An 18,497-nucleotide genomic window follows, 5' to 3' on the forward strand; every position below is an offset into this window, starting at 1 on the left:
AAGCTAATAATGAAGTGCAGTATGTTCTAACCGTATAAACCCATGGCCGGATTCATGCAGAATAGAGTAGCAATATATGCAATCAGACCATGGGTTACATCATTGAAACCATGTAGATACTAGGGTAAAAGAAAGAGGGTGTTTCTGTGCATAGATATAGAACTCATAACTGTGGAGAACTGGATCAGACGCATGTCAGGGAAATCGTGAGAATTGCAGGTTGGGTTAAAAATATGCGTAACCTTGGCGGGATTGTTTTTATTGACCTTAGGGATCATTATGGGGTTACGCAAATCGTTGTCTCTGATCCTAATGAATTAAAGGATTTTGCATCCAAGATCAATAGGGAATCAACCATCTCTGTTATAGGAGCTGTATGTCACAGGTCCGAAAGTACGATCAGTCCTCATATGAAAACCGGTTATATTGAGGTCATTGCCAAGGAGATAGAAGTGTTAGGGAAGGTCATGAACCCATTGCCTTTTGAAGTATCTTCAGCACATGAAGCCCGGGAAGATTTAAGATTAAAGTATCGTTTCCTGGATCTGCGCCATGAAAATCTGCATGATAATATTGTACTTCGCTCTAAAGTCATTCAAAGTATCCGAAAAAAGATGATTGATTTGGATTTTTTGGAGATTCAGACACCGATTCTGACAAGTTCATCTCCAGAGGGCGCCAGAGACTATTTGGTTCCTAGTAGAGTGCATCCAGGCCAATTTTATGCCTTGCCCCAGGCACCTCAACAATTCAAACAACTATTAATGGTTTCCGGCTTTGATAAATATTTTCAAATAGCCCCGTGCTTTAGAGATGAGGATGCAAGAGCAGACAGATCACCCGGTGAGTTTTATCAGCTGGATTTGGAAATGGCTTTTGCTACACAGGAAGATGTTTTTAATGTAGTTGAAAATATGCTGTATGAAGTTTTTTCTGAATTTACACATTTTAAAATTTCAAAGCCTTTTAGTAAAATTCCCTATCAAGAAGCCATGCTCAAATATGGGAGCGATAAACCTGATTTAAGAAATCCATTAATTATCCATGATGTTACAGAGCTTTTTGCAGAGAGTGATTTTAAAGTGTTTAAAAATAAAACGATACGAGTTATTGCTGTTCCTGATTGTGGAGGGCAGCCAAGAAGCTTTTACGACGACATGGTAAACTTTGCTGCTGAAGCTGGAGCGAAAGGTCTTTCATGGATTAAGTTTAATGATGATATGTCTCTCAGCGGCTCGATTGCAAAGTTTATACCGGAGAAGGTAAAAAACGAATTGATCGATGTAACGCAAGCTGGTCCGGGATATGCACTGTTTTTTGCTGCCGATGAGCTTAAAAATGTCGAAAAAATAGCTGGCGCTGTCCGAAACCAATTAGGCAAAAGGCTGGATTTATTGGAAAAGGATACGTTTAAGTTTTGCTGGATTGTTGATTTCCCCATGTTTGAATTGGACCCTGATACTCATAAAATAGAGTTCAGCCATAACCCATTTTCGATGCCGCAAGGTGGCATGGATGCGCTGCTGAATATGAATCCTCTGGAGATCCTGGCGTACCAATATGATATTGTATGTAATGGAATTGAGCTGTCCTCGGGGGCTGTCCGTAACCACGATACAGAGATTATGGTAAAAGCCTTTGAGATCGCGGGTTATACATATGAAGAGATTAAGAGTAAATTTCCTGCACTCTTTAATGCTTTTCAATTTGGGCCACCCCCTCACGCAGGTATAGCACCTGGAATTGATAGGATTGTGATGATCCTTGCAAATGAATCGAATATTCGAGAGGTTATTGCCTTTCCAATGAACAGTAAAGCACAGGATGTATTAATGGGAGCCCCTTCAGAGGTTACTGACAAACAATTGAGAGATGTTCATATAAAATTGGCAAATGCCAAGCCACAAACAGAATGAACGGATTCAACAAGATACTGCAAGCAAAGCTGAATCCAGCACGCAATTAAATCCGATTGAGTGAGCTAAAAACTCTCCCTGCTAGAAGCAGAGGAGAGTTTTTTTATGTAGCTTAGATTGTTCAATTTAGGTTAGTAGCAACTGCTGCAACCTTTCTATCGTGAACCACGTCAAGAAGTTGTTAACGGCCAAGCGGCCTAATTCAACTACAAGGTGGAACTTAACATGAGCATGAGAAAAAGTGCAATCGCAGCCCTTACGACTATAGCTCTGCTGTCCTTCTCGATTGGAGGTCATTTGTCTGCGGCAGACAGTCAATTCAAGGATTTGGGCCATGTAAATGGCAAAGAAAAAATCATATCCCTTAAAGAGCGGGGGTTACTTAAAGGTGCCTCTGACACGCAGTTTCTCCCCTCATCTAAAGTGACCGCTGCCCAAGGCATTCAGTTGATCTCGGGCGGACTTCAGCTTAGTTTGGCCGCCATTGATTTGAACCAGGCGCCGCAGGCGAGTGGACTGTTTACCCAGGTTAGGGATACCGCCTGGTACGCCGAAGCTTTTATTAACGCGTATTATAACGGTGTAGACATTCCAAAAGAAATCAATCCTGCCAAAGCACTAACCAAAGAAGAGTTCACTCACATGTTGATTCAGGGCATGGAAAAAGCAGGTGCTCTTCCCATGATTAAAATCGCACCTGCAAATATTGCGGATGACAGCGAGCTGGAGCCTTCTTACCAAGGCAGCATTCAACGCTCGCTAGTGTACAAGGTCAATGTCCTGGATGGGAAGGGAAATTTTCATCCCAAAAGTGCGATTACACGTGCCGAAGCTGCTGTTATGTTATACAATGCATTGGAATACCTGAATGCTCATCCAAAGTCGTAACCAATACAGCAATTAAGAGCTTTACTTCTGAGGAATTTAAGCATTCAGTTACTTGACATCAATACCGTGAATGCTATAATAAGGAAATCGAATTTAGACCCCGCGGTAGTTGACTATCGTAAGAATACTTTTCTGGTCCTTCGGCATAGAAACACAAGTAACGAATAAATAAGCTGGCTCCGGATGAGGGGTCAGCTTTATTTGTTTGTACAAAAGTTAACAGCTTTCACAGATTTACATATTGAGAGGAGACAGCGGTATGTTTGGGAATGACTGGGATGATGTACTACGGGAAGAGGTCGAAAAGCCTTACTTTAATGAATTAAGGTATACGTTAGCTCGAGAGTACAAGTTACATAAGGTATATCCTCCAAAGGAAGATTTGTTTTCAGCACTCAAATTAACGCCATATCATCTGACCAAAGCGGTTATATTAGGGCAGGACCCATACCATGGAGAGGGACAAGCTCACGGCTTGAGCTTTTCGGTTAGACCCGGTGTGCGTACACCGCCGTCTCTACAAAATATATACAAGGAGCTGCGCGATGATGTCGGCACTCCCATTCCGAATCAGGGATACCTCGTTCCTTGGGCTGAGCAAGGTGTGCTGCTGCTGAACAACGTGTTGACCGTGCGCGAAGGACAACCTCAATCTCATCAGGGAATAGGTTGGGAACGTTTCACGGATGCTGTCATTGAAGCGATTAATGAACGTGAACAGCCGGCAGTGTTCATTTTGTGGGGGAGCCATGCTCAGAAAAAAGCAAGCTTCGTGAATACCAGTAAGCACTTGGTGCTGAAATCTGCTCATCCGAGTCCATTGGCGGCTCATAGAGGTTTTTTTGGCAGCAAGCCTTTTTCACGTACCAATGCATTTTTGCAAGAGCATGGAATGGAACCGATTCGGTGGGAGATTCCTAACCGCTAGCACGGGAGGTGAGGACATGCGTCAATGGAAGGGACGTCAGGTCATTTTATATCACGGCAACAACGGTCATACCCAGAAGGTGCGCGGCACACTTGAAAAATGGGATGATATACGAAAATGCGTTATTTTGGGCCCGAAAATGCTGGCTATTCCTTTTGAAAATATTACGCATATTACCATGCTTCCTCCGGGACGTGAGCGTAAAAGCCGCCAGCCAGCGAGGCTGAACGCTTTCGGTTATGTAATGAATGTTCCGTTACAGTTTGATAATGCCATTCATTTTCAGTCGGCGGTGACGATTTGGAGAGATGATCAACTGATTGCTTATAATGTAAAGCTGGTTAGTCACTCGGCAGACCATGTGACTCTTGAGGATGGACAAACCTTATCCAAGGCAGAGCATTTATTTGTAGTGAGGTCACTGCGTGGCGAACTTTAACTGTTATAATTCACCTTTTTTTGATGAAGGGTTCAATTTAGTTAGCTGCTTACCGATAAAAGATAATGGGATTGTTAATAATATCCTGTTTTATAGAATGAAACCAAGGGAGAGAAACGAATGGAGCGTATGAAACGTATGAGCAAACGGAGTACCTTCTTACTTGCTTTGCTGATGTTTGTATTCGCAGCATGGCCAGCAGGTTTGATCCGGGCTGAGGAGAAAACGACCTCTACGGTACAGTGGGACAGTCAAAATCCAACCACAATCAATCTGGGTGGAAGCCCCGCTCAATTAAAAGTGTGGTCTGTGACGGAGACTGGTAAAACGGATGTAACCGAAGAAGCTGAATGGATCTCCGGGGACTCAAGTATTTTAAAGGTAGAAAAGGGACTCATTACCCCAGTGTCCAAAGGGCAGATTAAGATTGTTGCCACATATGGTCAGAAAACGGTAAGTACGACGATTACGGTAAAATCGCCTTACAGCAAGTTGCAATTCAATCCGACGGGTCCTCTGAATCTGACTATTGGCGGAGAATCGAAGCAACTGACTGCTCAAGGTGTGCTTAGCGGAGGTGGCACGGAAAATGTGTCCGGCGTGGAATGGACATCCACGAATGAAGCTGTTGCTACCGTAGAAAATGGACTTGTACGTCCTCTTGCCAAAGGCGTGACTTATATAAAAGCCGCCAAAGATGGCCTTAATGCTCAATTGATCGTGTATGTGCGCTCTTCATCCCAGGCACTGGTACTGAGTGAGACTGGCTCCAAATCGGTCTATATGGGGAGCTCCCCCATTCAGGTTACTGCAACCGATGTGAACCTGACTGGCGGCAAAACAGATGTGACCAACACAGCAGAATGGACTTCCTCTAATTCGCTGGTTGCCACTGTAGAGCAAGGGAAAATCACACCGATGGATGTAGGGAATTCGACGATTACAGCTTCCTATCATGGTTTGAGTAAGACTCTGAAGATTAATGTACTTCCAACTGTCGAAAAACTGGTCTCAAGCAAAGCCAGTCTGGCTCTTGAAACTGGCAGCAAAACATCTCTTCCGAGTATATCTGCTTATTTGGTCAATGGAGCCAAAAAAGCAGTTCAATCCGATGTAAAATGGAGCTTAAGCAGTGAGAGTGCAGTCAAAATTGCAAATGGTAAACTGGTAGCAGTAAACCCAGGTAGTGCAACATTGACAGCGACAGTAGGTGCGCTCAAGCTGGACATTCCAGTGACCGTACAATATAAGGTTCTTAAGCTGACGGCTTCTGAGAAAAAATATGTATTGGTTGCAGGCCAAGAAACGAGTATTCCGACTGTAAAAGCACACATGGCTGGTGGCGGAGTACTGGATGTGACCAACCAGGTAAGCTGGGTAGCTACAACAGCGGCAGTTACAGTGGGAAATGGCAAAGTAAAAGCGGTGAGTGGTGGAAACTCGGGAATCAAGGCAATGTATATGAATAAATACGTGAAAGTGCCTGTCATTGTGGAGGGAGCCATTTCTACATTGACACCAAGTTTTTCGAATGCTGAGATGAATTTGAAGGGAAGTAAGTCCATCAAAGTCGTCGGCAATTATACAGATGGTAAAAAAGTTACCCTGAGCAGCAAAGTGAAATGGACAACATCGAATGCTTCTGTAGTGCTCGTAAAAGGGTCTTCCATTAAAGCTGTTGGAATTGGAACAGCAACCATTACGGGTACGTACCAGGATAAGTCGTTTAACGTGGAGATTAAGGTTACACCTAAGTTGCTTAAGCTGGTATTGAGCAATAAAAACCTGAAGCTGCCTAAGGGCTCATCTCAAGTGCTTAGCGTGAGTGCAGTTTATGATTCAGGCGCGACTGCGAATGTGACCAATTCAGCGGTGTGGACATCCTCCAAACCGTCGATCGTACAGGTTACAGCTGGTCAGGTGAAGGCCTTGGATAGCGGAAGCTCCAGTATTAAAGTAGTCTATGGTGGTAAGAAGGTAACGACGTCTGCCAAAGTGTTAAAATAGTCTACGTACATTGCCACATCTGGCGTATACCAAACAAATAAACCCCCGGTCCAAAGACCGGGGGTTTTATTTTCAGCTTATTCTACGCCGTCCTGATAATGATTTTTCCAGTGCTTATCGCCTTTGTGCGCGAAATCTTCAACTGTTTTCTCCAGAGTAGCTACTAGTTGGGCTTTAATCTCAGCGATTGTGTCACGAAATAATCTTTCTTCCGTACCGTTGATTTTTTCACCATATAAAGCTTGAGCAGCTACAAATTGACGATGTTGTTCTACAAAACTGTCAATCGAATGCAATGCATGCTCCACGTATTGTGAAATGCTATGATGCTCGTTAGGCAGTTGTAATTTTAATTCCTTAACTCTGTTTAATAATGCCATGATGATCACCTCGTGCGTTTTGTTATGTCAATAATTATACATCATTTTCGGAAAAATTTCATTAAATTTCGGTTAAATTGTGACTTTTATTATGTCATGATTGCATTTTCAATGGTAATCAGTCCTAATCTCGGAATTTTGTGCTTTTTTCTTGGTATCGTGATTTCAAAATTTAAAATATATGATACGAAGACAATGTAAAAGCAGGCTGCGACAGCTGTCTTTCTGACATGCTATAATGGGGAAAAAGCCCAGTCGGAAAGGTTGTCAGTATGGTATGAAGCTTTTTAAAGGTTTATTTTGGGGAATTCTGATTAGTCTTCTCCTGTGGTGCGCCTTGTTTGGGCTTGTCCGCTGGATGACTCATTAAGTCGTTCTCTGTATCTTATACAATAACTCTTGCGACTGTATCCACGTCATTAACGGAAATCGTATATACGTGTTCGTCATCGTAGAGCTTGAATTGCTGAGTTTCTTGGTCAGATAGGAGCTTAGGCCAGCCAATTACGGTATTTCCATTCAGTAACCGGATTACAACAGCTTGCATTTGGCTCACGGCCAGTTTGATCTCATCGTTCATTCGTACAACCTCCTCTCTATACTATTTGTCGTCGGATATTTAACCTTTTTTTATAGTCGGTAAGGGGTTACAAAAAATAAAATCTGGGGATTACCTTAGCTGAAGGTCATTTACTGGAATAGCTTGAAAGGAAGAGGGAAATTGAAGAAAAAGTTGCTAAGTTTTATAGCCTTAGTGTTGCTAGCTGTGGGAGCGTACTGGTTTGAAGGAGACAATCTTTTTACGAAAATAACAGGAGAGAACCCGCCTTCATCAGCTCAGGTAACGCTGCAATTTCCGTCAGGTCGTTATCCTGAAACGGCGCAGCATATTAAGGAAGCCATTCAAGCGGGAAAATCACCAGTATGCACAATTGACCGGGAAGGAGCCGAGCAAAATCGTCAGCATTCACTTGCGGGTGTTCCTACTCGTAAAGGGTTTGATCGTGATGAATGGCCGATGGCTATGTGCTCAGAAGGGGGTAAGGGTGCAAATATCAAATACATAGCTCCTAAGGATAATCGTGGGGCAGGATCATGGGTCAGTCACCAGTTAGATCAGTATGAGGATGGGACTCGTGTAAAATTCGTTATTAAATAGTTTTTGATTTAGTGTTTTTACCTTTTAGCTCCTTAGATGTTTCCTGTTTGGCTTTAATCAGCGCCAAAAAATCAAAAAAATCACCTAGTGTATTGAAGCCGGCACCTAATATGGCCAGGTCTTCAGCAGATAGTTGATCTAACCATTCCATTTGCTTAGCGTCAAACATATTATCACCGCCAACCCTTAATAATGTATAGTATGTAGTGGCGGCAACGAAGGTCAGGGCTCTGGCATACCTTTTAAGTATGCCTGTTTTTTGTGCAGAGGATGTGTAAAACTCATGTTAAAATTTAATTTTTATACTAAAATCGTTTCCATCGTTATCGTATTGCTGATACCTGTGCTGCTTCTGTATGTCTACTCTAATCAGACAACGACAGGCGTATTACGTGAAGAACTGAATCAATCCAATTATAACCAGCTGACTTTTTTTCAAAACCAGGTGAATACGAATATTGAAATGATTTCCTCCTGGCCGCATCTGCTGATTCATGATCCTGATGTAGCCAGTTTCCAAGCAATTTTTTTAAAGGATAAGACTCTCAACCTGGATGGAATTAACCTTGTCAAGCGGATTCAAACCAAGCTTGGGCTTCAGGAAAGCTCTTCGAACTGGAGAACAGGGCTGAGTATATATTCTCCTTCGCTTGGACGAGTTGTATCGGAGAATGGAGCCAGTTATTATGATCAGAAGAAATTAAGACAATCGATTACAAACGGCTGGCAGGTATCTAAAAAAAGAGTGTACGGTAAGGATCAATTTATATTTTCATTGTATACCTTATCCCCGTTTTCCTCACTAGCCAATCCGGAAACCGCTAACACAATTATTAAAGTGGAATTCGATAGCAGCAACATTCAGGACATGCTTGACCGCTTTAAAGGCGATGGGCGAAAGGAGCCTTTTTATTATAAAAAAGGTGTAGGCGTGATTTACAATCGCTCTGCAAACGAAGAATTGTCAAGCCAGCTGATTGCGAAACTGGAGAAATTGGGATTACATGAAGTTGATAATTTGACCGTGAAAATTGGAGAAGAGAGTTACCTTGTTCACGCCGTTCTTTCGCAAACAACAGGTTGGTATTTGATTGACTACATGCCCTTGTCCGATATGATGTCTCCGATTTATTCATCTAACCGACTATTTTATATAACCGTTGTTGGCTCGCTACTGGTGGGGATCATTGGTGCTTATCTTCTTCACTCACAGGTACAAGTTCCGATTCTCCAGCTTGTGCGGGCGTTTCGGAGATTAAAGGATGGAGACTATGCTGTTCGTTTGAGTCCTAAGGGTAGTCATGAATTTGCATTTCTGTCACGTCAATTCAACCTGATGGTCGAACAGATTCAAGAGCTGTTTGAGAAGGTTTACGTTGAGAAGCTGCATGTAAAGGAAGCTCGTCTAAAGCAGCTCCAGTCTCAAATCAATCCCCATTTTTTTTATAATTGTTTTTCCTTTATTACGAGTATGGCAAAGCTGCGCAATCATGAGGCGGTCGTGGCTATGGCTCATAATTTGTCCAAATATTATCGCTATACGACAAGACAGGAAAGAGATCTGGTTCCTTTATCGGATGAAGTCGAGTTTGTGCAATATTATTTGAAAATTCAGCAGATGCGTATGCCACGGTTAACGTTCACTATTGACATTTCTTCACAGGCTCATAGTCTGCTGGTTCCACCGCTTGTATTGCAACCCCTGGTGGAAAATGCAGTGCTGCACGGAATAGAACCTCAGGCGGAGGAGGGGATCATCCGTATTATGACTGAGTGCATCGGCTCATCCATGTACTTGATTGTAGACGATAACGGACTCGGTTTGAGTGAAGAGGATATAACATCCCTGACTTTAGCACTTGAGAAGCCTGTAGAGGAGAAAAGTGGCTATGGTTTATGGAATGTGCATCAACGAATGCGATTACATTTTGGTGAAAACGCCGGGCTGGAATTCTCGTTGTCTCCGTTGGGAGGATTAAGAGTGATTTTAAAATGGCCACTGTCAATTGAAGAAGGGCAGGAAGACGGGTTGATCCATTCTTCATCAAATTCGAGAAATAGTTAAATTGGAGGATACTGATGGTTCAGATATTACTAGTCGATGATGAGAGTTATGTTACTGAAAGCCTGGCGGCTACCATACCGTGGGAGTCATTGGGAATTGAGAGGGTACATCAAGCAGCTTCAGCCTTGGCAGCAGTAGATGTGCTGGAAGCGCATGATATTGATATTCTGGTTACGGACATTCGTATGCCTGGCATGACGGGATTAGAGCTGATTGTTGAAGTAAACGAACGTTGGCCGCACATCCGAAGTTTATTACTGACAGGCTATGCTGATTTTGAATATGCTAAAAAAGCGCTCCAGCTTAAGGCTTTTGATTACATATTAAAGCCGGTGGATGATGATGAGTTTATCAAATGTGTGTCAGCTGCTATGGATTCGATAAAGGAAGAATGGGAAGCATTCGACAAGGTTCATCAATTACAATACAGTCGCAGGAACGATTTCGGTGTGCTGCGCACTCATTTGATGCACGATTTGTTACTCGGGCGTGATTTGACTGTACAGAAAATAACGGACAAAATGTCCGAATATGAAATCAAGCTACGTACAGAACATCCTGCCAGTATGCTGCTTATTCAGTTGGGCAAGCATTTTTCTGATATGGATTATCACTCAGTGTCCTTAATTGAGTATGCGATTGGAAATATTGCAGAAGAAGTGTTTGCTCCTGATTTTCATGTTTGGCATTGCAAAGCGCCACATGATTGCCTAATCGTGTTAATTGAAGGAAATTGGGATTTATTTGCTGAAAGGACTGTGGATGAACAGAATCATTTTTTGCGTGCAGCGATTGAGACCTTTCGAAAAAATGTGAGCAATTACTTGAAAGGTGAAATTTACGTCACATTAACGAATTGGTTTCATTTCCCGGATGAGCTGCCTAAGCTATATCAGACAGCAATCAGATCTTTATATTGGAACCAACAGGAGGAAACGAATCCACTGCTATTCATAGAAGAGCAGACAGAACAGTCACATAGCTCAGTGAAGTCGCTGGAAGGGCTTTATACGCACCCTACGCTTACTCATCTGCTAGAGTCCAGGCAATGGGAAGAGGCCGAAGCAAAAGTAAGCCGTGTATTTGGCAAAATGGAAGAGGCAGGTTATACACGCGAGCATTTGTATGAACTGTTTATTTCGGTAACGAGCGCCTTTATGTATACAGCTCACAAACAAGGACGCTTCATTACACAAATGGACCAGATAGGCTTCGATCCGTTACATGCGCAGAAATTGGTTCATTCGTTTCCCCACCTCAAAGAGTGGATATTTTCCATGATGAACAAGCTTAAAGCCGAGTGGTCCGCAAGCGAGCAAAGCGCCAAAAGCTATGTGGTCAAGCAGGTTCAGGAGTTGATCGCTCAAGATAAAGGACAGGAGCTGTCTGTTAAGACGATTGCCGATCAGGTCTATCTTCATCCCGTCTATTTGTCCAAAATCTATAAAGCCGAAACTGGGGAAGGCCTGGGAGATTATATTATCCGAATGAGAATGGAACGGGCTCTTTATTTGCTCAAATATTCCAACAAAAAAATATATGAAATAACAACTGAACTCGGTTATCAGAATCCCCAATATTTCAGCAAGATGTTCAAAAAACATTATGGAATGACTCCGCATGAATTTCGGGACCAGTAAAGACGAATGAGTAAAGATCAGTTGGGAAAGGTGCAGAAATATTTATTTTGTGACATAGGCTGCTAAGAAAAGCCCTCTTATAATAAAAGAGTAGAAAATGATTTTTAGAGGGGGAACAAGATGCGAGTTCATTCGAAGAAAAAGCTATTGTCGTTGCTCGCCGCAACTATGGTATTAGGGGTTGGCCTTGTGGGCTGCTCAGGTGCAGGAAATGATGGGAATGCGGACAGTACAGCTAAAACTGAAAACGTATACAAAGAAAAATACAACCCAGAAGTTACAATATCCACGGTATGGGGTGTAGATCCCGCCTTAAAATTTAAAAATGGCGAATCTATCGAAAATAACGTTGCGACGAAATGGGCCAAAGAGAAATTTGGTATTAATATAAAATCACTCTGGTCTGTCACGGATACAAACGGTGCGTTTGCTACCAAGCTGCGGTTGGCGATGTCCTCTGGTCAGGAGATGCCTGATGTCGTTGTACTGGGAACGGAGAATGAGCAACTGGCCCAGGATATGATCGATTCCGGTATGTTCGCTGAAGTTGGCCCGTTGTTTGATAAATATGCTTCGGATTCTTGGAAGCAGGCCATGAGTCAGGATACGAATGTATGGAATCAGTATAGCCGGGATGGTAAAAAAATGGGTATCCCTGTGCTTGATTTCGCCTATAACCATGATTATGTATTGTGGGTACGACAAGATTGGTTGGATAAGCTGGGGATGAAGGCTCCTGAGACGATGGATGATCTGGAAAAAGTGATGGATGCCTTTAAAAATAAAAATCCGGACGGATTGGCTCCGGACAAAGTGACCCCGCTCAGCATCGGTTTCAAAACATCCATGAACACTTGGATGGGTGACCCATCCTGGATTTTCGGGGCTTATGGCACACTACCCCAGCAGTGGAACAAAGGTGCAAACGGCAGCTTGGAATATGGCTCTGTCCTGCCTGGCATGAAGCCGGGTCTGCAAAAACTGAGTGAGTGGCTCAAAAAAGGATATATCCCTCAGGAAGCAGCATTATGGGATGAAAATAAAACGACAGAACCTACAGTTGCAGGGACAGCCGGGATGATTCCTGGGCCATATTGGATGAGCGGATGGCCGCTTCAAGATACGGTTAAAAATGCGCCGAGTGCTGTATGGAAGCCGATCAAGATTCCAGCCGGACCTGACAACAAAGCTATGCGCCATGGAACGCAGTACACCAATGGTGTCGTACTCATCAACAAACAAATGCAGCAACCTGAAGCCTTCTTCACATATCAAAATTACTTGTTTGATCATTATGCAAATGCCAAACCGGACGGTGATTTGTCGAATGGGCTGTTTAAGGGCTACGATTATGATTTAGATGCCAATGGAAAGCTGGTGTCTATTGATAAAATACCGGGTGGTTATGTAAACTCTATTCGTTATTTGCTGGTTCGTGATGGTGCACGTATCCCTGATGCCCAAATGAAGGCTTTGTTAAGCTTGGCTGACGGTGCAGAACCGAAAACCAGACTGGAGAAAGATGTAATGGTGAATTACGGGAAAGACACTCCCGCAGCGGCCAAAGTGCTTATGGAACAAAAGGATATCTCTATGAAAGATCAGTTTACAGGACCAACCACGCCAACGATGAAGGCTAAAAAGGATTATCTCGATAAGATTGAAAGCCAGACGTTCAATGAAATTATTTATGGCAAACAGCCGATTTCCGCTTTTGATACCTTTGTACAGACGTGGAAAGCCGCTGGTGGCGAACAAATTACAAATGAAGTAAACGAATGGTATAAGAGCGTCGAAAAGTAAAAGTTGTCGATGTTGTAAAACAGATTGTAAAAGGCTGTCCCAAGGTGGACAGTCTTTTTACTTCAGCTTCATATGGATTAAATAAAAATGATTGCTTTTGTGCCATGTATGTTGGTTTTTTGAACTGTTAGGACTGCGAAAACGCTTTTATAATTGAGGTATACCATGAGAGTTACAGGAGGAACTGCAATGAGAAGTCTGCAACGTACGTGGCCATTTCATATCATGCTGCTGCCAGCCATCATTTTCTTAATTGTATTCAGCTACATTCCAATGGGCGGCATCGTGATGGCCTTTCAAAATTACAAACCTTGGCTAGGCATAACTGGTTCTGAATGGGTTGGACTGGATAATTTCCGCTTTTTGTTCCAACGGGAGGACAGTCTTCAGGTCGTATGGAATACGCTGATTATTGCTGTGTTAAAGATGTTTTTCAATCTGCTGGTTCCGTTTGTATTTGCTATACTGCTGAATGAAATTCGCAAGGTCGGACTTCAGCGCTCCATTCAGACATTGGTGTATCTGCCACATTTTCTGTCCTGGGTAATCTTGGGTGGAATACTGATTGATCTGTTGGCTACTGACGGATTTATGAACCGGATTCTTGGAAGTATAGGAATCCAGCCTATCTTCTTTCTGGGAGATAACAACTGGTTTCGTTTTACCGTCATTGTATCGGACATATGGAAAGAGTTTGGCTACAATACCATCGTATTCCTCGCTGCACTGGCGGGTATCAATCCTTCGTTGTATGAGGCTTCTGAAATGGATGGAGCGAGCCGATGGAGACAGACGCTGCACATTACTGTACCATCATTGATTCCGATGGTGGTCGTTGTTGGGACGCTTGCCCTTGGTAATGTTCTGAATGCTGGTTTTGACCAGATTTTCAACCTTTATAATCCGCTGGTATACCAAAAAGGCGATATTATTGACACATTCGTCTACCGGACAGCATTGATCAATGGGGAGATGGGCTTTGCTACCGCCATTGGGTTGTTCAAATCCGTTATCAGTATGATTCTCATTCTGATATCTTATCGGCTTGCTTACAAATGGGCAGGTTACCGCATATTCTGATTCCACGAGGCTGAAAGAGGGAGAGTCATGTATCATAAAACAACGCCATACCGCATTTTTAATGTGTTCAACATTTGCTTGCTTGTGATATTGTCTATCATGTGTATTGTTCCACTGATTCATGTGTTGGCGGTATCGTTTAGTGCTAAATCAGCAGCAGATGCTAATCTGGTTGGACTGTGGCCAGTGCAATTTTCATTAGAAGCCTATAAGAAAACGATGAATAACCCAATTTTCCTGCACTCCATCTGGATTTCCGTCTGTCGAACTGTCTTGGGAACCGGATTGACGCTGCTGATTACCTTTTTAGCTGCTTATCCGCTTTCGAAGGAAACCACGGTGTTCCGTAGTCGCAACATTTATTCATGGCTGTTTGTATTTAGTATGATTTTTAACGGTGGTCTGGTTCCATTCTATATGGTTATTCAAAAGATTCATCTTATGGACAGCTTCTGGGTACTTGTTTTGCCAGGAGCCGTCAATACATTTCTGGTCATTCTTATGCTGAACTTTTTCAGAGGTATCCCCAAAGAGATGGAAGAGGCGGCATTGATCGACGGAGCAGGGCATTTTCGGACATTGTTTAGTATTTTCTTACCGATATCCATGCCTTCCATTGCGACGATTGCGCTGTTCAGTATGGTATTTCATTGGAACTCATGGTTTGATGGTCTGCTCTATTTGAGCAATGCAAAGGATTATCCGCTGGCGACGTTCCTGCAAACTGTAATTATACAGAAGGATATGAGTTCCATGAGCATGAGTCCCAAAGAGATGGAATTACTGTCTCAGACGACGGTTAATGCAGCACAAATTTTCATTGGTGCAGCGCCTATTCTTATTGTATATCCATTTTTACAAAAGTATTTTGTTAAAGGTATGACGTTAGGTTCCGTCAAAGAGTAACAGAACTAATACAAGGAGATGATTTACAGTGACATATCCAAACATAACCAAGTACCCTCCCATTAGTGAGCGAGTTCCGCGTATGCTGCATGGAGCAGACTATAACCCGGAGCAATGGCAGCAATATCCCGAGGTGTTAGCGGAGGATATCCGCTTGATGAAACTAGCCAAATGCAACGTAATGTCTGTCGGCATTTTCTCATGGGTATCCTTGGAGCCTGAGGAAGGTATATTTACGTTTGAATGGCTGGATCGTATACTGGATTCGTTTGCTGAGAACGGAATCTATGCGTTTTTGGCCACTCCGAGCGGAGCAAGACCAGCCTGGATGTCGCAAAAATATCCCGAGGTGCTGCGTGTAGGGGTTAACCGTGTCCGTAACTTGCACGGGTTTCGACATAACCACTGTTATACGTCGCCTGTATACCGGGAAAAAGTACGTATCATGAATACGAAGCTGGCTGAGCGATATGCTAATCATCCTGCTGTTATTGGCTGGCACATTTCCAATGAATTTGGTGGAGACTGTCACTGTGATTATTGTCAGGAGGCTTTTCGCACTTGGGTGCAGGATAAATATGGTACGCTGGATCAGCTTAATCATTCATGGTGGACAACATTTTGGAGTCATACAGTTACAGATTGGAGCCAAGTCGAATCTCCAGCACCTCATGGTGAAACGCAGGTTCATGCCATGAATTTGGACTGGAGACGATTTGTAACCGAACAGACCGCAGATTTTATCAAGCATGAGATTGTGCCGCTTAAGGCTGCAAATCCGGACATTCCAGTCACAACCAATTTAATGGAGTTTTTCGAAGGATTGAATTACTGGAAGTTTGCTGATCTGCTCGATGTTATATCCTGGGATAGTTATCCGACCTGGCATGACCGTGAAGGAGATGATAGCAAGCAGGCTGCAAGAGTGGCAATGATGCACGATATTATTCGCTCCATTAAAGGTGGGAAGCCTTGGATGCTCATGGAAAGTACGCCAAGTTTGACAAACTGGCAAGACGTTAGCAAGCTGAAGCGACCGGGCATGCATCTGCTATCATCTTTACAGGCTGTGGCGCACGGCTCAGACACCGTTCAATATTTTCAGTGGCGGAAAAGTCGCGGTTCGAGTGAAAAGCTGCATGGTGCAGTCGTCGATCATGTAGGACACGAGCATACTCGGGTATTCGAGGATGTGACAGATGTCGGTCATGCGCTGGAAAAACTGGAAGAGGTGATCGGTACATCCGTACCGGCTGAGGCCGCAGTCATTTTTGATTGGGAGAACCGTTGGGGAATCAACGATTCACAGGGGCCGCGGAACAAAGGCGTGAAATATGAGGAGACAGCTGAAGCACATTATTTGGCATTGTGGGAGCAGGGAGTGCCAGTAGATGTCATTCATATGGATGCAGATTTCTCCAAATATAAACTTTTGGTCGCTCCGATGTTGTATATGGTCCGCAGCGGTGTAGGGGAGCGCATACAGAAGTTTGTCGAAAATGGCGGCATTTTCGTAGCAACCTATTGGTCTGGCATCGTGGATGAACATGATTTGTGTTTCCTTGGAGGCTTTCCAGGGCCGCTTCGTAAGACGCTGGGAATCTGGTCGGAAGAAATTGATGGATTACATGATCACGATCGTAACTACATTATACCTATTGAAGGCAATGAGTTGGATCTACGGGAGGAGTATGAAGCTGTAGAATTGTGCGATCTCATTCATACGGAGGGTGCAGAGGTACTGGCTAAGTACGGGACAGACTTTTATGCAGGACGTCCAGCTTTGACGGTGAACCGTTTGGGACAGGGAAAAGCTTATTACATCGCATCACGCAACACCGGACTATTCCATAGTCATTTTTACAAGAGTTTAATTGATGAGGCAGGTCTCAGTAAAGCACTCGATGTGCAGTTGCCACATGGAGTGAACACAGCGATTCGTACCGATGGAGTTCATGATTATATTTTTGTAATGAATTTTACGCATGAGCCGCAAGAGATTACACTGGATGGACGAACTTATACGGATATGCTTGAAAATCTTGTGGTAGCAGACAGCAGCGTTCAATTGGGTGCCTATGCTGTTAAGGTTCTAAAGACAGCGCGCAATAATTAGAACACGTTATACATGTGATCGCCGCCGATTCCCGAGTGAGGGAGCAGGTGGATTGGCCAGAGGCAATGTGAGTATACAATTTAGATTGGGGATGACTTATGAAAACAGGTAAACGTACTATGGTATTTGCGATGTTGATCTTGTTATCCAGCTTTTTGTACCCATTGGGCTCTGTGGGAGTGGGTGCGGCTTCGGCCGCCCCTGCTTTCGCCAAAGGAGCAGATATAAGCTGGGTCGCAGGGATGGAAGCCCAAGGTATGACCTGGAAGGATAAAAAAGGGGTTCGCCGGGATGTGCTGCAAATTTTACGGGACGATTATCAGATCAATTCGGTTCGTATTCGAGTGTGGGTAAATCCTGACATGAAGGATTATGCAAGCGGATACATGAATGCCGAGAAGGCAGCAGAACTTGCGCAGCGAGCTCAAAAGTTAGGCATGAGCGTTATGCTGACCCTGCATTATAGCGATTCATGGGCTGACCCAGGACAGCAGAATAAGCCTTACGCATGGCGCAATTTTACATTTACACAACTTATGGATGCGGTCTGGTCCCATACCGTCTATGTTATGAACACGATGAAGAGCAAGGGTGTGACACCGGATTGGGTGCAAATCGGCAATGAAACGAACAATGGCATGCTCTGGGATGACGGCAAAGCCTCAGTGAATATGAAAAACTATGCGTGGCTCGTCAATACAGGGAATAACGCTGTTAAATCCGTAAGCAACAGCACCAAGACGATCGTACATTTAGCTAATGGGGATAACAGTTCCGTTTTGAACTGGAACATTGGTGGACTGATTGAAAATGGAGCTCAGTTTGACCTTATTGGACTGTCTTTATATCCGTCTTCCTCTGACTGGCAGGGTAAGGTGGATCAGACGATTACCAATGCCAATAGCCTCATTGCGAAATATGGTAAAGGCATTGTTATCAGTGAAATCGGGATGGAATATAATGAACCTGCTGCTTCCAAGGCATTTATTTCTGCAATCAAAACGAAGGTTCGGAGTATCGGAGGCGGTAAAGGCGTGGGCGTATTTTATTGGGAGCCAGCTGCAACCCCAGGTTATAATCAAGGCTATAACAAAGGTGCTTGGCAGGCTGATGGTAAGCCAACCTCAGCGTTGGAAGGCTTTTTAAACTAAAGAACGATGTAAGAGCATA

At 43.6% G+C, this 18,497-nt stretch carries 15 protein-coding genes and 1 pseudogene; 13 read left to right on the top strand and 3 right to left on the bottom strand.

Annotated elements, in window-relative coordinates; all coding sequences use genetic code 11:
• The first annotated feature begins 146 nt into the window (after positions 1-146).
• The 5 genes from aspS to G7035_RS17705 all read left to right on the top strand — a co-directional run bounded on the left by aspS (position 147) and on the right by G7035_RS17705 (position 6,178).
• Positions 147-1,916 (top strand): aspartate--tRNA ligase, encoded by a 1,770-nt coding sequence (aspS, locus tag G7035_RS17685; protein ID WP_019687988.1) that lies wholly within the window; start codon positions 147-149, stop codon positions 1,914-1,916.
• 225 nt (positions 1,917-2,141) lie between these two features.
• Positions 2,142-2,804 carry an S-layer homology domain-containing protein gene (locus tag G7035_RS17690; protein ID WP_019687987.1) on the top strand — a complete coding sequence of 221 codons (663 nt, stop codon included), beginning with the start codon at positions 2,142-2,144 and terminating at the stop codon, positions 2,802-2,804.
• 259 nt (positions 2,805-3,063) lie between these two features.
• The gene (locus G7035_RS17695) at positions 3,064-3,732 is read left to right on the top strand and encodes a uracil-DNA glycosylase (protein ID WP_016822424.1); all 669 of its coding nucleotides are present in this window, start codon (positions 3,064-3,066) and stop codon (positions 3,730-3,732) included.
• A 16-nt stretch (positions 3,733-3,748) separates the two neighbouring features.
• Positions 3,749-4,171 (top strand): YolD-like family protein, encoded by a 423-nt coding sequence (locus tag G7035_RS17700; protein WP_016822423.1) that lies wholly within the window; start codon positions 3,749-3,751, stop codon positions 4,169-4,171.
• Between the two features lie 120 nt (positions 4,172-4,291).
• Positions 4,292-6,178 (top strand): Ig-like domain-containing protein, encoded by a 1,887-nt coding sequence (locus tag G7035_RS17705; protein WP_019687986.1) that lies wholly within the window; start codon positions 4,292-4,294, stop codon positions 6,176-6,178.
• Positions 6,179-6,255: 77 nt separating this feature from the next.
• Here G7035_RS17705 and G7035_RS17710 read toward each other — a convergent pair whose 3' ends face one another.
• Positions 6,256-6,558, bottom strand: a complete 303-nt coding sequence (locus G7035_RS17710; protein WP_013371923.1) for a hypothetical protein — start codon at positions 6,556-6,558, stop codon at positions 6,256-6,258.
• Between the two features lie 385 nt (positions 6,559-6,943).
• Entirely contained in the window at positions 6,944-7,138 is a 195-nt protein-coding gene (locus tag G7035_RS17715; RefSeq protein WP_016822421.1) for a hypothetical protein, read from the bottom strand.
• Between the two features lie 141 nt (positions 7,139-7,279).
• On the opposite strand from G7035_RS17715, the gene G7035_RS17720 reads away from it, so the two are divergent.
• Complete coding sequence (locus tag G7035_RS17720; RefSeq protein WP_016822420.1) at positions 7,280-7,717, top strand: NucA/NucB deoxyribonuclease domain-containing protein; 438 nt, start codon at positions 7,280-7,282, stop codon at positions 7,715-7,717.
• Here G7035_RS17720 and G7035_RS17725 read toward each other — a convergent pair.
• On the bottom strand, positions 7,710-7,886 hold the full coding sequence (locus tag G7035_RS17725) for a hypothetical protein (RefSeq protein ID WP_016822419.1): 177 nt from the start codon (positions 7,884-7,886) through the stop codon (positions 7,710-7,712). The genes G7035_RS17720 and G7035_RS17725 overlap by 8 nt on opposite strands.
• A gap of 114 nt (positions 7,887-8,000) precedes the next feature.
• On the opposite strand from G7035_RS17725, the pseudogene G7035_RS17730 reads away from it, so the two are divergent.
• From G7035_RS17730 to G7035_RS17760, 7 genes and pseudogenes are all read left to right on the top strand, one after another.
• Positions 8,001-9,822 (top strand): annotated as a pseudogene (locus tag G7035_RS17730) (sensor histidine kinase).
• Positions 9,797-11,422, top strand: coding sequence for a response regulator transcription factor (locus tag G7035_RS17735; protein WP_016822418.1), 1,626 nt, complete (start codon positions 9,797-9,799; stop codon positions 11,420-11,422). The pseudogene G7035_RS17730 and the gene G7035_RS17735 overlap by 26 nt, the downstream one beginning before the upstream one ends.
• 120 nt (positions 11,423-11,542) lie before the next feature.
• Positions 11,543-13,225 carry a type 2 periplasmic-binding domain-containing protein gene (locus G7035_RS17740; protein ID WP_016822417.1) on the top strand — a complete coding sequence of 561 codons (1,683 nt, stop codon included), beginning with the start codon at positions 11,543-11,545 and terminating at the stop codon, positions 13,223-13,225.
• 189 nt (positions 13,226-13,414) lie between these two features.
• Complete coding sequence (locus G7035_RS17745) at positions 13,415-14,305, top strand: ABC transporter permease (RefSeq protein WP_016822416.1); 891 nt, start codon at positions 13,415-13,417, stop codon at positions 14,303-14,305.
• 27 nt (positions 14,306-14,332) lie between these two features.
• Positions 14,333-15,211, top strand: a complete 879-nt coding sequence (locus G7035_RS17750) for a carbohydrate ABC transporter permease (RefSeq protein WP_016822415.1) — start codon at positions 14,333-14,335, stop codon at positions 15,209-15,211.
• 28 nt (positions 15,212-15,239) lie between these two features.
• Entirely contained in the window at positions 15,240-17,327 is a 2,088-nt protein-coding gene (locus tag G7035_RS17755) for a beta-galactosidase (RefSeq protein ID WP_196478866.1), read from the top strand.
• Between the two features lie 98 nt (positions 17,328-17,425).
• Positions 17,426-18,478, top strand: coding sequence for a glycoside hydrolase family 53 protein (locus tag G7035_RS17760; protein ID WP_019687984.1), 1,053 nt, complete (start codon positions 17,426-17,428; stop codon positions 18,476-18,478).
• Positions 18,479-18,497: the final 19 nt, after the last annotated feature.

Source organism: Paenibacillus polymyxa (assembly GCF_015710975.1).
GTDB lineage: Bacteria > Bacillota > Bacilli > Paenibacillales > Paenibacillaceae > Paenibacillus > Paenibacillus polymyxa.